A 14315-nucleotide genomic window follows, 5' to 3' on the forward strand; every position below is an offset into this window, starting at 1 on the left:
CTTATTGATTCAAGAGGCGGCCCACCACAAGGTATACGTTTAGCAAGCTCTTCGCTGCCTGATTATTTGACTTCTGCGTTGATCACGCTGATCGATCCGTCCGGTAGGGCCTTCACGCCTTCAAGGTAAGCACGTTTGCCCGTGATGACCTGATCGACTCCGAGGAATGCCCAAGGAGCATCTTCCCAGATTTGTTTTTGGATGTTTGCATAGATTTCTTTGGCATCTTCAGCTTTGACGGATGCGTTAGCATCTTTGATCCATTGGTCAACGTTGTCGTTCTTGTAGTAAGCGGTGTTGGAACCCGCTGGCGGGAAGAACTCGCTGCTGAACAGACCTTTTGTCGCGCCGTCGGCATCGCCAGACGAAGGAGACCAGCTTACGTACCACATTTGAATTTTCGCGTTTTCCGGCGTAGCCGAGTTAATCTGATCGGACAGGGTTGCACCTTCCATCGACTTCGGTTCAGCTTTGATTCCGACGAGGGCAAGCTGCTGCTGAATAAACTGCATGCCTTTTACCGTTTCGGAATCATTCTCTCCCCAAATCTCAGCTTCGAATCCATCTGGATATCCTGCTTCAGCCAAAAGGGCTTTGGCTTTCTCCGGATCATAATCATAACCGGATTGCTCGGAGTAGTGCTGGGTCATGGAGGACATGGAAGAAGTCAGCTTCGAACCCAGTCCGGATTTAACGACTTTAATGTAAGCATCTTTATCGATGGCATAGTTGATGGCTTGACGAACCTTCAGATCGTCGTAAGGCTTCTTCATCGTATTCAGCGTGATATAACGCACGATCGTAGAATCAGTCTTATCGATGACGATATTGGAATCGCCTTCTACTTCGGACACTTGCTCTGTCGGCATAGGATAGATGAAGTCCGCTTCGCCCGTTTTCAGCATCGCGATCCGGGAACCGTTCTCCGGTACCGGTTTGAACGTAATGCTGTCCACCTTCGGAAGTCCTTCTTGCCAGTAATCTTCATTCTTCACAACGACAAGGCGGTCGCCTTGAATCCATTCCTTGAATTTGTAAGCCGCCGTACCTACTGGGTTCTTCGTGATGTCGGCGCTTTCCTTAAGAGCCTTCGGGCTGATCATCAGCGCCATGGCCGTCTTGTTCAAGAAAGCGTTATACGGCTGGCTAAGGGTGATGACAACGGTGTGTTCATCCGGAGTTTGAACATCGGCTACTGTTGAGAAGCTCTTGCGCATTCTCAGGTTGTTCTTTTCATCCATGATGCGATCCAGATTGGCTTTTACCGCTTCAGCATTGAAATCCGTCCCATCATGGAACTTGACGTTCTGGCGCAGATTGAATGTGTACGTCAGGCCGTCTTCGCTGATCTTGTAGTCTTCAGCCAGCACGGGAACGAGTTCCATTTTCTCGTTGAAGCCCATCAAACCTTCATACATCGTGCGAGCACCGGAAATGGAGTGCGTGTCTCCGGCATTGTGAGGGTCAAGCGTGATGAAGTTGGCGTTAATCGCAATGACAACATCTTTGTTATCTTTTGTCACCGGCTTGCTTTCGCCGCCGCCTTCACTTGCCCCTTTGCCGCTTCCGCTGTTTCCTCCGCAGCCTGCCGCAACAATCGTAAATGCGAGCAGCAGCATGAGCAGTGACCATGTTCTACCTTTGAATCTCATTGTTTTACTCCCCCTTTGATGTAATGAATATCTATAGATTCACTCGCCGCTTCGGCATGTAACAGCCTGCCTGCCGCTTTGAGTTCCTCACCGTTTAAGCATTCCATTCGTACACGGCGCGCCGTTCACCGACAAGCGTGCCCCCATCGTTGAAAATCGCATTCGGAACCAGCTCATACAACCGGTCAATCGTAGACTGATCGCTGTAGCCGAGACGCTCCAGGATGGAAGCGATGATGCATGGCCATACCTGCTCGGAGCCGTCGGATACTTTAAGCGAGATCGCCAAGCGTTCTTTCCGAAGACCGATGCCGTACACGCCCTTCGCGCCGCCCTTGGCTGTCAGGTTGTGGTCCCGGAGCAGAGCTGAACACACAAACTTGGTGTCTGCAATGATATCCGGATACTCGTTCATCAGCTTCGCCATTCTGGCTGCTGCTTCTGCAGTCTCTGGATCCTCGATCAAATCCGGGCATGCCAGCTTGAGGAAGGAATACCCGATGCGATCCAGAGGAAGCGCGAAGATGGGAAGTCCGCAGCCGTCGATGCCTTGCGGAATCGAGGAAACCGGAACCTCGGCAAAATAAGCCAGCGTCTCGAGGATCTCTTGCTGAACCGGATGCTCCGGCTTGTAATACGTGTTCTCGTCCCAGCCCATATGCTTGCATAGGGCAATCAAGCCGCTGTGCTTACCGGAGCAGTTATGGAAGATTCTGCGCTTCTCCTCATGATCGCGATGGCGCTGCGCCTTGGCATCCTCGTTCAATGGATAAGTCGCGCAGCAGTGAAGGTCCTCTTCCCGAATGCCGGTTTTCTTCAGAATGGATTCCAAGGCATCAATGTGGAATCGCTCGCCCCGATGGGAGGCGGCGAACAAGGCCGTTTCTTCCCCCGTTAGTCCGTACACTTCGTCAATCCGGCGTTTCATTACCGGAATTGCCTGGAAAGGCTTGGCCGCCGATCTTAGAAAGGTCATATGATGCGGATCGCCCGCTGCGTATACAACCTTTCCGTTCTCGTCTACGACGCTGATCGCGCCGTAGTGCACGTTCTCCAATACGTTCCCGCGATATTCCTCTACCAATGGCACAAATCCCATGTTCATGCTCCCCCGATCTCCAGATGAATTAATTCAATTGAAAGTAACGATCCTGTGCGACAAGCCCCGACCCGATGATGACCCCATGCTCGTGAAGCTCCGAGCGAACAATCGAAAAGGAATCTTGAAGCGGTTCCCAGATGTACTGCGAGTAACACAGGTTGGTGATCTCCTCGTACACTTCGGGAAACTTGTCCAGAAACTCGCCGCTCAAAATGACGCTGTCCGGATTGTACATGCTGACGACGTTATTGATCGTAATCGCCATGTAGGCCAGGGCCCGGTCGATCAAATAGCTAGCCCAGCGCGTTCCGGCCCGCCTCTCCGCGAACAGCTCCTCGATCGTGCGGACGGGTTTGATTTTGCTGGCCTCCGACAACAAGGACGGTATATTGATATACGTTTGGAGGCATCCGGCTTTCCCGCAGTCACACATCATGCCTTCAGGGTCGACGGTCGTGTGACCGATCTCCCCGGCGCTGTTCGTCACCCCGCGGTAAATCTCCCCCTCCAGAATGAGCGCCGATCCGACGCCATTGCCGAAGCCCAGGAGCACCGTACGGTTGGAGCCGTAGGCCGAACCCTTGAGCTGCTCCGCCAACGCCTTTACCTTCAGCTCATTGTCCACGACAGCTTGAAGCCCGGTTAGTTCCTTGAGCCTCTCAGCAAGGCTCACATTCTTCCATCCCAGCTGTACCGAAAAATTGACGATGCCGGCGTCGACATCGATGATGCCCGGAAGTCCAACGCCAATGCCCACCACCCGTCTTCGGTCGATATCGCATTCGGCGATCAACTCTTCAATGGTTTCCGCAATCCGGGTTACCGTGACATCCGCCGTTTCATCGGATGATCTTGAAAAGCTTCCGCTGCACAATACGTTACCCTGAACATCAATGAATCCGATATGGGCTTGATGCCGATCCAGCTCGACGCCGATCGAGATGACCGCCGTATCCAGCAGCCTTATTAAGGAAGACTTTCTTCCGCGGCCGGCCGAGGCCTGCTCTTCCGTTTCGTGAACGTATCCTTCCTCCGTCAGCTCCGATACGATCCGGCTGACCGTTGTCGGACTCATGCCCGTCTGTTTGGCAATGACGGCTCTTGAAATCGGCTGTTCATTCTTGATGATTTGAAATACTGTGAGTCTGTTCTGCCGCTTCATAAAGTCTTGATCATGCTTTTTCATGAAGACATCCCCTATTTAATTTCACCAGTAGATTAATTAGATCAATTTTCCAAGTAAAAAGATCCGAAATCATCAAAAAACAGTGATTAATATCAGTTTTAATATTTTTATTCTCCAGTGATATTAATAATAAAACGTGTTTTGTAAAAGTGTCAATATATATGACACATTTAAATAATTATTTTTTTGATTCTGGAAATGTAAGCATTTCACTTTTTTACGAAAGAAATTCAATCTCCTGCATACATACAGATGGCCGCCTATCACGCACAACATGACATGAACATGACGTAAAATCTCCTAAAATGTAGGTAACAACGTCGTTTCACCCTAACAATAAAGCCACCCGAGAAAAGAATGATTGGAACATTCTTCATCCCGAATGGCTTTAAGAGCAGTAAATTATGATATTTTTAGTATTCACCCAGATCACTAGGGACTTCGTTGCATCATCCGCCTAAAACGAATTAAACCACCCGAGAAATTAATTCGAGGGGGCCTCGATATCCCGGATGGCTTATGTATAGATCGAAGCATGAACGCAGTTCAAGTCGCTCTATTTTGCACGCTATTGATCTTAACCGCTTTGTTTTGATACACATAACTTATAGATTTAATCGCTCGCTCCAAACTTCAATCTCTAATCTTTAATCTTTAATCTCTTATCTTATCTCTTATCTTTAGTCTTTTAATCTTTCCCACCAGCGGAGGTTTGAGGATAGCCGATCCTTTGGGAGTCCGTTTCTACCCTGCCTATTTCCATTCCGGAAACGGGCGGACAACAGAGCGGATAGCCTCAAACCGGAGCACTCGATAGACTCAAACCGGAGCGCACCGATCCTTTGGGAGTCCGTTTCTACCTTGCCTAATCCATTACCGGAAACGGACGGACAACAGAGCGGATAGACTCAAACCGGAGCGCCCGAGCGCCCTACTTGTTTTTGTAATATTCAACCGCTTTATCGAAATAATGCTTCTGGTCTTCCGGCAGATCCTCAAAATAGAAGATGGCCGCCACCGGACAAGCCGCTTCGCAAGCCCCGCAGGAGATGCAAATATCGGTATCGATGTAGAACTGGTCATCTCCTTCTTCTATACAATCCACAGGGCAAACGTCAACGCATTCTCCCGCCTTCTCTTCGATACAAGCTGAGCCGATAACATACATCCGTGATTCCACCTTCCCAAGTGTTATAAGAATCTTTTAAATTCTATGACGCACTATCATTACAAAAAGCCCATTACTCATCCATTGCTTGGTTTCTATACTTTTTATACTAAAATATATCATAATTATGTGGTTAATCATGCCAGTTGTCAACAAACCGCGAGAGAACAGCCTCGAAAACGGCCATTCCGGTTGACTTATAGAAGGTAAAGACATAAGATGAGACATATTGCTTTTTAACCTTTTTTGTTGCAAAAGAAAGCATTCATCGAGAAACAAGGCGGTGATTATAGTGGATCAAGAAGTTGCATACAGCACCCGCGAGTATATCATGCAAATGTTGAAAATAAATGGTGAACTCAGCACGAAATCCATAACCGAGGCACTGGGCATTACAGGCATGGCCGTCCGTCGCCATCTGGAGAGCTTGAAGAATGAAGGGTACATCACGTACAGAACCGTGAAGCAGCCGATGGGAAGACCCGTCTCCCTATACAGTCTTACCGAATCTGCAGAGGATTTTTTCCCTAAGAACTATCATTCGCTTGCCCTCGATCTGCTTAACGAGCTCCAGGACGAAGCTGGTGACGAAATGATATCCTTACTGTTCGACAAGCGCAAAGACACGTTGCTGAACAAGTACACGCCGACGGTAAAAGCCGAAACTCTCGAAGATCGGGTTGCGGCCCTTGCCCAGATTCAGAATGACAACGGATATATGGTGGATTACCAAAAAGTCACGGATGAAGAATATGTGCTTGAAGAACTGAACTGCCCGATTTCCCAGGTAGCCAACCGGTACCAGCATGCATGCCGCTGCGAGCTTGATCTGTTTCAATCCTTGCTGGAAGCGGATGTGGAACGTACCGAATGTCTTGCCAAAGGCGATAAGAAATGCGTGTACCGGATCCGAAAGCAAGCTGAAGCCAAACAAACATAATATCTGTTATTGCCACTTCAGGCTCCTTCCATACGGGAAGGAGTCCTTTTTTTGTTAAGAGATAAGAAAGTATAAACTTCAGAGGCTTACCCACCTTATCTCGCAAGAAAACCTCCGCTATATGCGGTCTGTCTTCTGAGAAAGTACGTCGATAGACGTTTTTCTTATAGCACTTGTCCTATCCTATTCTCTTGAATCACGAGTCATGTATGTTTCTCGGAATTATTCCAGTACAAGCAGTCGATCATCCTGATCGGACGGCACGCCCCGGCCATCGGTATTGTTGGTAATGACATAGGTTTTGCCGTTATGGACTTTAACGTCTCTTAATCGGCCTTCGCCTTCCAGTACGGTCTCGAGCGCGTCTTTCTCCGGCTGAAACCGGTACAGCTTCTGTCCCCGAAGGGTCGCCACGTACAAGCGGTCCTGCTCGTCAAAAGCGATGCCGGAAGGAGCAATTGCCGTTTCGCCGCTATGGTAAAGCGGGAGTTTCATGCCTTCCATCGTATCATCGCCATAAATTTCGGGCCAGCCGTAGTTGCTGCCGGCCTTGATTTCATTAATCTCATCGTGTCCGCCCGGCGTGCCGGAAGGCCCGTGCTCCGAGCTGTAGAAATCCCCATCCGAATTCCAGGCCAGGCCCTGCGAATTCCGATGCCCTAACGTATAGACGTAGGAACCAGCCGTCGGATTGTCCGCTGGGACTTTCCCGTCCAGCGTTAATCGCAATATTTTGCCTGCCAGGTTCTCCTGATTTTGCGCAAGCTCACCCTCGCCCGAATCTCCCGTCGTAACATAGAGCATCTCGTCGGGACCAATCGCGATTCTGCCGCCATTATGGACGTTGGAGCCGGGAATGGACTCAAGGAAGACTTGGGACTCTGTCCATTGGTTTCCCTTCAACTCCAGCAGGACCAGCCGGTTCATGAGCGCTCCACCCTGATCATAGGTATGATAGGCGAAGGCTTTTCCGGAATCCTGAAAATCAGGAGTTAATGCAAAACCCAGAAATCCCCCTTCTCCTTGATGCGAAACCGGCTTCTCGGTATGTACCGATTGTCTGTTCAATGTGCCGTCCTTGATCTGAACGATATTCCCTTCCCGCTCGCTGATATAAATTGTCTCGCCGTCAAAATCGATGGACCAAGGCGTTCTCAATTGCTCGGCAAGCACCTGATAGGATGAATCCGGAGTCGCTTCCCGCCTCTCCTCCTGCGTTCCTTCGTTCGCCGAAGGGGACGACTGGCTTGTACAAGCAGCAAGTAGCAGCAGCGCTGCTGTAAACATCATGCCGAACGTCTTTCGTTTCAAATCCAGCACCTCCCAGGTTTGTTTAGGGTTCCGGTGTCATCATCAGGATGTCCTGCTCTATGCCCTGCAAAGAACTCATCACGATATCCTCATCGCTAAACGATTCGATCCGGCTGCCCGTAACATAACGGGTTTCGTGCCCTCGTCCGGTTATAATAATCCTGTCCTCGTCACCGGCCATTTCCACTGCGCGTTGAATCGCTTCTTTGCGATCTAAGACAACCTCCCAGTTTACCGATTCGCGGGAAGTTAAGCCGCCCAGCATCTCGGCCATGATCTGCTCCGGATCCTCCGAGAACGGATTGTCGGCCGTGAACAATACATAATCCGCATACGAAGCTGCAATATCGGCCATGATCGGCCGTTTCGATCGGTCCCGCTCGCCCCGGCAGCCCATCACGCATATCATTTTGCCTGAAGTAATGGCCTTGGCGGATTGCAAGGTTGCCTTAAGACCGTCCGGATTATGCGCATAATCGACCACCACGCCAAAACGGCGTCCTGTTTGTATTTCTTGAAACCGGCCATGAACCCCTGCAAATTGTCCCAAACTTTCGCGGATTTCTTCCAGCGGTATCCCTTCCAGCAGGCAGGTCGTCATGGCGGCCAGCGCGTTGTAAATGTTGTGTGCTCCATGCACCTTCAGATTAACTTCGCTGCTTCCCCAAGGCGTTTCTGCATGAAAGGCGCAGCCTTCCCTTGTGTGATGAATGTGCGTTGCCCGGACGTCCGCCTGATTCTGAATGCCATAGGTTATGATCTGGGCGGATGTGCGTTTAACGTAATAAGAGGATGCATCATCGTCAGCGTTCAAGACGGCCTTCTTCAGCATGTCACGGTTACTGTTGCCCAGCTGGGCGAACAGCAGCTCCTTCGTATTGCGATAGCTCTCCATTGTCTGATGAAAGTCCAGATGATCATGCGATAAATTCGTGAAGACGACGGTCTGAAAATCGCATCCGCGCACCCTTCCCATATCCAATCCGTGCGAAGATACCTCCAGAACACCGTATTCTCCGCCATGCGAGATGATCGTATGAAAATAACGCATGAGCTGGATCGTATCCGGCGTTGTATTCAGCGTCTTCTCCGCATGATTTCCGATTTTCATATACAAGGTGCCGATGATCCCTGTTTTGCGGCGGGCGTCGTTAAGTATTTGATCTACCATATGAGTCGTCGTTGTCTTGCCGTTCGTCCCGGTAATCCCGATCAATTTCAAACGCTGCGTAGGATCGCCATAAAAAGCGTTTGCGAGAATCGGCAGGATTCTTCTGGTGTCCGGTACGGTTATCAGTGTAACGTTTTCAGACAGTCCCGAAAGCTCCCGCTCGGCCACGATGGCTACAGCCCCGTTTCGTATCGCCTGCTCGGCGTAATCGTGGCCGTCTACGTGAAATCCCGGAACGCAGACGAACATGCCGCCTGGCCGGATTTCTCTTGAATCTGTATCCAGGTTCGTTATATCCACGGAAAGACTGCCCGTAATCGTCTTAAGGATCAACCGCTCCGTCAGTGATTTTAGAATCATGTCAGCTTCCTCATCTCGTGATGTAATCATAATCCCAGGGTCTGGTGGCAGTGTGATGTATAAGATGTAGAATTTACGACTATGTATCGTTTTAACCAGCATTTCTAATTAACCTAACCAAGCAAGGGCATTCTGAAACTGAAAAAGGCAGATTCCTTAATGATCAAGCGGGTTGCCGCATTCTTCTCTGATATCCGCACCTATTTTCAATAGAAAAAGCGAACTATCGACTGATAGCTCGCTTTCATTCCTATCAAGTTGAGCCATGATGACGTGCGTAACGCGCATATGCCTCAGCTACGGCCCGATTTCTTTGGAGGAGTTCACTGTATGCCCTTACGCCATATCACACCAAACAAAGTGGATGACTGGATTCGCTAACCATGTTACCCTGAAAGTAAGCGGTTGCATTAAGCATGACGATGTATGCAGCCTGTTCTATAAAGAACGCGGACAAAGGATCCGAAAATCCATATCTGCCTGAAAGGGGAACTTTCGATGGGACCGTTCACCGACGATTTGCTTCGCGATAAAGTCGTTTTGATTACGGGAGGCGCCACGGGCCTGGGGCGCGCCATGGGAGAGAAATTCGCGCTGCTGGGCGCAAAGCTCGCCATATGCGGACGCCGGGAAGAAGTGCTGCAGCAGACCGCTGAGGAATTAAAGCAGAAGGGCTGCGAGGTATGGTACAAAAGCTGCGATGTTCGCGACCCTGCGCAAATCTCGGCTCTTGTTGAAGCAGCAGAGCAGCATTACGGAGGCATTGATGTGCTTGTCAACAATGCGGCCGGGAACTTTATCAGCCCCACGGAGCGCCTTTCTCCTCGGGCTGTGGATGCCGTGCTCAACATCGTGCTGCACGGCACCTTCTATGCCACCCTGGAGGTCGGCAAACGCTGGATCGAACAAGGCAAAGGCGGAACGATGCTCAACATCGTCACCACATACGCTTCTACGGGCTCAGGCTACGTGGTCCCGTCTGCGGCTGCCAAAGCAGGCGTGCTTGCGCTGACGCGCTCCCTGGCCGTGGAATGGGCACCATACGGCATACGCCAGGTAGCCATCGCCCCGGGTCCGTTCCCAACCGAAGGCGCCTGGTCAAGATTATCCCCTACGCCGGAACTGGAACAGAAAATGATCGACCGCATCCCCCTCAAGCGCGTTGGGGATGCTGAGGAGCTGGCTAATCTCGCCGCCTATCTGATTTCCGATTATGCCGGCTATATTAATGGCGACGTGATCACCATCGACGGCGGCGAATGGCTGCAGGGGGCAGGGCAGTTCAACGACTTAACGGAAGTGACTCATGAGCAGTGGGATCGGCTGGCCGAGCTGACGCGCAAAGGCAAATAGGATATACGCAAGAAAAGCAGCTTTCCATCTACTTTCACTGAAGACGGAAACAGAAGAAGGAATAGTGTGAATCGAGTTTTCAGTTTTTCTGAAAACTTATGTATTTCTATAATCTAAATGAGCCCCAAGCCGGGAGCATCCAACGGACTGCTCCCGGCTTGGGGCTCATCTTGAGTTTAAGATTAAATATTATGCTTCGTAAGAATCTACCAGCAAGGCATATACGATGCCGGGTCCGTGAACGCCAATCGTCAGATCGTTCTCGATATCGGCGGAACGGCTCGGACCCGATATGAAATGGATTCCTGCCGGCAGCTGCTCACGTCCGGCCTGATCGAACTGAACGAGAATCTCTCCTAATCGGGTAACCATTCTGTCAATTGGAATAATAGCGATCAGCACGGTCGGCAGCAGGCTGACCGAACGGCCCTTATGCGGGGCCGACTTCACCGTAATCGAACCGGTGTAAGCCGCAGCGTAATCGGCCATGATAACGCCGAAGTCGGCTCTGGCGGCGACAGCCCTCCAATCCGTGTCCGCCGCTTCGTTCCAGGAAAGAACCAGCGCATCCGGCAGACTCTCTTCCAGACCCAGTCGATCCAGCGCGTCCTCCTGCTGACGAAGAATCGTAGCCGCGCTCATCTCCATCGCTTTATCCCTGATAAACCGGGTGACCTCTTCGCGATGGCTCAGTCTGACCACATGGCCTCCGGCTGCTTCAAAGTTCGCGGTAAACTGCGTGATTTTCTCCTCGAGCGGCCAATTAAATTCTTTCCAGAAATCCGGTGCACCGCGGAAAGGGTGCTCCGGAGCGGAGCGAATCCGATCTCTACCCAGCTTCGCGGCGATCCCATCCATGAACAACTCCTGCTTCCTGCGGGATTGTTCTTCTAAACGGGTTAACCAGCCGCGATCGGTTTCGTTAGTCATGCGCGTTCTCCCCCTTTCCGGATTTCTGCTGGCGAAGCCGCTCGCTCAACCGATCGGCGATTACAGGATCCATGGTCCCCGAGGTTCTGCGAATATCCTGCTCCATTTCGGGCCATCGATCACGGAAGGAATGTTTGGGGAGGCTTGGGGTCACCCTGTACGAATTCCATCCCTTCAAAGGACCGATTCTCGTTCGGATCTCGCCGCCCCGCACGACCAGCTTCTGACCCCATTTTCCGAGGGATACCACGCTGCGGTAACGCTTGGCATTACCCATGACCGCCGAGAAGCCTTTCATCCCCATCGCTTCCAGCTTATCGCCGCGTCCGGCTTCAATCTTCCGGCGGCGCAAGGATACCAGCATGTCATGCAGCGGGATCTTGACCGGGCATGCTTCATAACAGGCGCCGCACAGGCTGGATGCGTTGGCGATATCGTCCCATTCCGCGACGTTTTTGTTCAAGGCCGGCGTTAATACGGCACCGATTGGGCCGCTATACGTGCCTCCATAGGCGTGCCCGCCAATATGGCGATATACCGGACAAGCATTCAGGCAGGCGCCACATCGTATGCAATTGAGCAGCTCCTGGAATTCCGGATCGCCGAGCTGGAGAGAGCGCCCGTTATCAATTATGATAATATGCATTTCGTCTGGTCCATCGGCATCCAGCTCTCTCTTCGGCCCGCTGATGCCGGACATGTATACCGTCAGTTTCTGGCCGGTCGCGGACCGCGGCAGCAAGGTTGCCATTACCTCGAGGTCAGACCATGAAGGAATAATCCGCTCCATGCCCATTAGGGTGATCTGCGTCTTCGGCACGGTGGTCACCATCCGGGCATTGCCTTCATTCTCGAACAGGACCATCGACCCCGTCTCCGCGATGGCAAAATTACAGCCCGTCATGCCAATGTCCGCTTCGAGAAATTTCTCGCGCAGTTTCATGCGGACGAAACCCGCCATAATCGCCGTATCCGGCGGCAGCGCTTCGCCCGCCTCCGCGGACAGCAGCTCTGCGATCTGATAACGGTTTTTGTGGATGGCGGGAATTATAATATGGGAAGGCGTTTCATCCGCAAGCTGAATGATGTACTCGCCGAGATCCGTTTCCACGGCCTCCACCCCGATGGAATCCAGTGCCTTGTTCAGGTGCAGCTCCTCGGACACCATCGATTTCGATTTGACGACGGATTTGGCCGACTTATGCTCCGCAATCTGCAGGGAGATCGCAACCGCTTCTTCTGCCGTCTCCGCAAAATGGACATGTGCTCCGTTCGCCCTGGCCTGCTCGGCAAACTCATTCAAATAATAATCCAAATGCGCAATGGTATGGAGCCGGATCTGGCGCCCCCGTTCCCTCCACGCATCCCAGTTCCCATGCTCCTCCGACGCCAGCTTTTTACCAAGCCGCAGCCGTTCTGTCGTAAACTTCACCGCATTGCGCAGAAATTCATTGTTCAGAGCGTAACCCGCACGCTCCTTCACCGTCTGCGCTTTCGTCTCAGCTGTGCTCATGCACGCTCACCCCCTCGTACAAAAGCTCGGCCAAATGCTTGACCTGAACCTTCTCGCCCCGGTGTCGCAAATTGCCGGCAATGTTCATGAGGCAGGCCATGTCAAGTCCGACCAGCACGGACGCCTCGGTTTCCAGCACATGATCGCTTTTCTCCGTTACCATCGCGCCCGAAATATCCGCCATTTTCACGGCAAACGTTCCCCCGAACCCGCAGCAATCCTCGGCAAACGGCAAAGGGACGAGCTCCAGCCCTTTGACGTGACTCAGCAGTTTCATCGGTTCGTCCTTCACCCCGAGAAGGCGGCTGCCGTGGCAGGAAGGATGATAGGTTACCTTGCGCGGATAGACGGCGCCAACATCGGTCACGCCCAGCACGTCGACGAGGAATTGCGTAAACTCATAGCATTTGGATTGAAGCGCTTTCGCTTTATCCAGGTAAACGGGATCGTCCTTGAACAAATCCGGATAATGATGAATCATATACGTGCAGGACCCCGAAGGGGACACCACAAAGTCGCTGTCGTCAAAAGCGTCCAAAATCGTCCTGGCGCTAATGCGCGCCTCTTCCCAATAACCGCTGTTGTAGGCAGGTTGGCCGCAGCAGGTCTGGATTTCCGGGAATTCCAGCTGCACGCCGTACCTTGCGAACAGTCTTGCCATCGATTCAGCTACCCGCGGGAACAAGGCATCGCTGAGACAAGTGACAAACAATGAAATCTTCAACCTCTTCACCCCGCTAATCGTCAGGATAGGCCGATGAGTCGGCCTCTAGCAAGAACCCCCCGGAACGGGGGGATTCCATGTTGATATGATCTAGCAACTTGATTTATACGGATTCGATTCGAAGACCCAGCGCCCGATAAGGCGCCGCTTCCTCTTCCGTCAATCTCCGGTCGGTGATGATCAGGTTCACTTCGGCGAGGTCGGCGACCTGCGCAAAAGCCTGCGTGCCGAATTTGCTGGCATCGGCAAGCAGAATGGTCTCATCCGTCATCCCGATCATTTTTTGCTTGATTCTCGCCTGCAGCTCATTGGATTCGCTCAAGCCCCGGTCCATGTGGACGCCCTTGCAGGAGAGGAAGGCTTTATCCACGTAATAAGCTTCCAGCGAACGCTCCGCCAGCGGACCGACGAAGGACAAGGAGCGATGAGCCAGAATCCCGCCCGTCGAGATGACCTGAACGCGCTCCTTGGTGCTCAGCTCAGCGGCCACCTTAATCGAATTCGTCAGCACGGTAATCGGAATGTCCGGTATGATCTTGGCCATGTACCACGCGGTTGAGCTTGCATCCAGCAGGATGCGGTCGTTCGGATGGATTCGCTTGACCGCTTCCTCCGCAATTCGCTGCTTCTCCAGCGCATGCATGATTTCCCGTTCAGCATACGGTATTTCCGGCTGAGACCGCTGAATTTCCGGTTGATCCTTCACGCTAACCGCTCCCCCGTGGGAACGGCGCAGGCGCCCTGCTTGCTCCAGCCTGTCAAGGTCGCGGCGAATCGTTTCCTCCGTTACGCCGCAGAGCTGACTCAGCTCGGAGACGCGGATGCTCCCTCTTTCGTTGACCAACTGTACTATTTTCTCATATCGTTCTGCAACCAGCATCATACCGCCCATCCTTACTGTTCGT

General features: G+C 51.9%; 12 protein-coding genes. 2 read left to right on the forward strand and 10 right to left on the reverse strand.

Going from position 1 to position 14315, the window contains the following annotated elements:
* Positions 1-62: 62 nt before the first annotated feature.
* The 4 genes from MHH82_RS19940 to MHH82_RS19955 form a co-directional block, all read right to left on the reverse strand.
* On the reverse strand, positions 63-1652 hold the full coding sequence (locus MHH82_RS19940) for a glutathione ABC transporter substrate-binding protein (RefSeq protein WP_119847653.1): 1590 nt from the start codon (positions 1650-1652) through the stop codon (positions 63-65).
* 94 nt (positions 1653-1746) lie between these two features.
* Positions 1747-2751 (reverse strand): asparaginase, encoded by a 1005-nt coding sequence (locus MHH82_RS19945; RefSeq protein WP_340970066.1) that lies wholly within the window; start codon positions 2749-2751, stop codon positions 1747-1749.
* Between the two features lie 28 nt (positions 2752-2779).
* On the reverse strand, positions 2780-3940 hold the full coding sequence (locus MHH82_RS19950; protein ID WP_340967598.1) for an ROK family transcriptional regulator: 1161 nt from the start codon (positions 3938-3940) through the stop codon (positions 2780-2782).
* Positions 3941-4871: 931 nt separating this feature from the next.
* Positions 4872-5108, reverse strand: a complete 237-nt coding sequence (locus MHH82_RS19955; RefSeq protein WP_015736133.1) for an indolepyruvate ferredoxin oxidoreductase subunit alpha — start codon at positions 5106-5108, stop codon at positions 4872-4874.
* Positions 5109-5400: 292 nt separating this feature from the next.
* Here MHH82_RS19955 and MHH82_RS19960 point away from each other — a divergent pair, with 292 nt between their 5' ends.
* The gene (locus tag MHH82_RS19960; RefSeq protein ID WP_009592087.1) at positions 5401-6048 is read left to right on the forward strand and encodes a helix-turn-helix transcriptional regulator; all 648 of its coding nucleotides are present in this window, start codon (positions 5401-5403) and stop codon (positions 6046-6048) included.
* A gap of 222 nt (positions 6049-6270) precedes the next feature.
* On the opposite strand, the gene MHH82_RS19965 is transcribed toward MHH82_RS19960, so the two are convergent.
* Together MHH82_RS19965 and MHH82_RS19970 are read right to left on the reverse strand one after the other, a co-directional pair.
* Positions 6271-7359: a PQQ-dependent sugar dehydrogenase gene (locus tag MHH82_RS19965; RefSeq protein ID WP_340967600.1), complete on the reverse strand. Its 1089-nt coding sequence runs from the start codon at positions 7357-7359 to the stop codon at positions 6271-6273.
* 22 nt (positions 7360-7381) lie between these two features.
* Positions 7382-8890 (reverse strand): UDP-N-acetylmuramoyl-L-alanyl-D-glutamate--2,6-diaminopimelate ligase, encoded by a 1509-nt coding sequence (locus MHH82_RS19970; RefSeq protein WP_340967601.1) that lies wholly within the window; start codon positions 8888-8890, stop codon positions 7382-7384.
* Between the two features lie 498 nt (positions 8891-9388).
* Here MHH82_RS19970 and MHH82_RS19975 point away from each other — a divergent pair, with 498 nt between their 5' ends.
* On the forward strand, positions 9389-10243 hold the full coding sequence (locus tag MHH82_RS19975) for an SDR family oxidoreductase (protein WP_036661380.1): 855 nt from the start codon (positions 9389-9391) through the stop codon (positions 10241-10243).
* Between the two features lie 189 nt (positions 10244-10432).
* Here the strand turns inward: MHH82_RS19975 and MHH82_RS19980 are convergent, their stop codons facing one another.
* The 4 genes from MHH82_RS19980 to MHH82_RS19995 form a co-directional block, all read right to left on the reverse strand.
* Positions 10433-11173 (reverse strand): LutC/YkgG family protein, encoded by a 741-nt coding sequence (locus tag MHH82_RS19980; RefSeq protein ID WP_340967604.1) that lies wholly within the window; start codon positions 11171-11173, stop codon positions 10433-10435.
* A complete protein-coding gene (locus tag MHH82_RS19985) occupies positions 11166-12686 on the reverse strand; it encodes a LutB/LldF family L-lactate oxidation iron-sulfur protein (RefSeq protein WP_015736139.1) in 1521 nt (506 codons plus the stop codon). The genes MHH82_RS19980 and MHH82_RS19985 overlap by 8 nt, the downstream gene beginning before the upstream one ends.
* A complete protein-coding gene (locus MHH82_RS19990; protein ID WP_041622021.1) occupies positions 12673-13410 on the reverse strand; it encodes a (Fe-S)-binding protein in 738 nt (245 codons plus the stop codon). Before MHH82_RS19990 ends, MHH82_RS19985 begins: the two co-directional genes overlap by 14 nt.
* Positions 13411-13513: 103 nt before the next feature.
* On the reverse strand, positions 13514-14290 hold the full coding sequence (locus MHH82_RS19995; RefSeq protein ID WP_096774604.1) for a DeoR/GlpR family DNA-binding transcription regulator: 777 nt from the start codon (positions 14288-14290) through the stop codon (positions 13514-13516).
* Positions 14291-14315: the final 25 nt, after the last annotated feature.

Source organism: Bacillus sp. FSL K6-6540 (assembly GCF_038007545.1).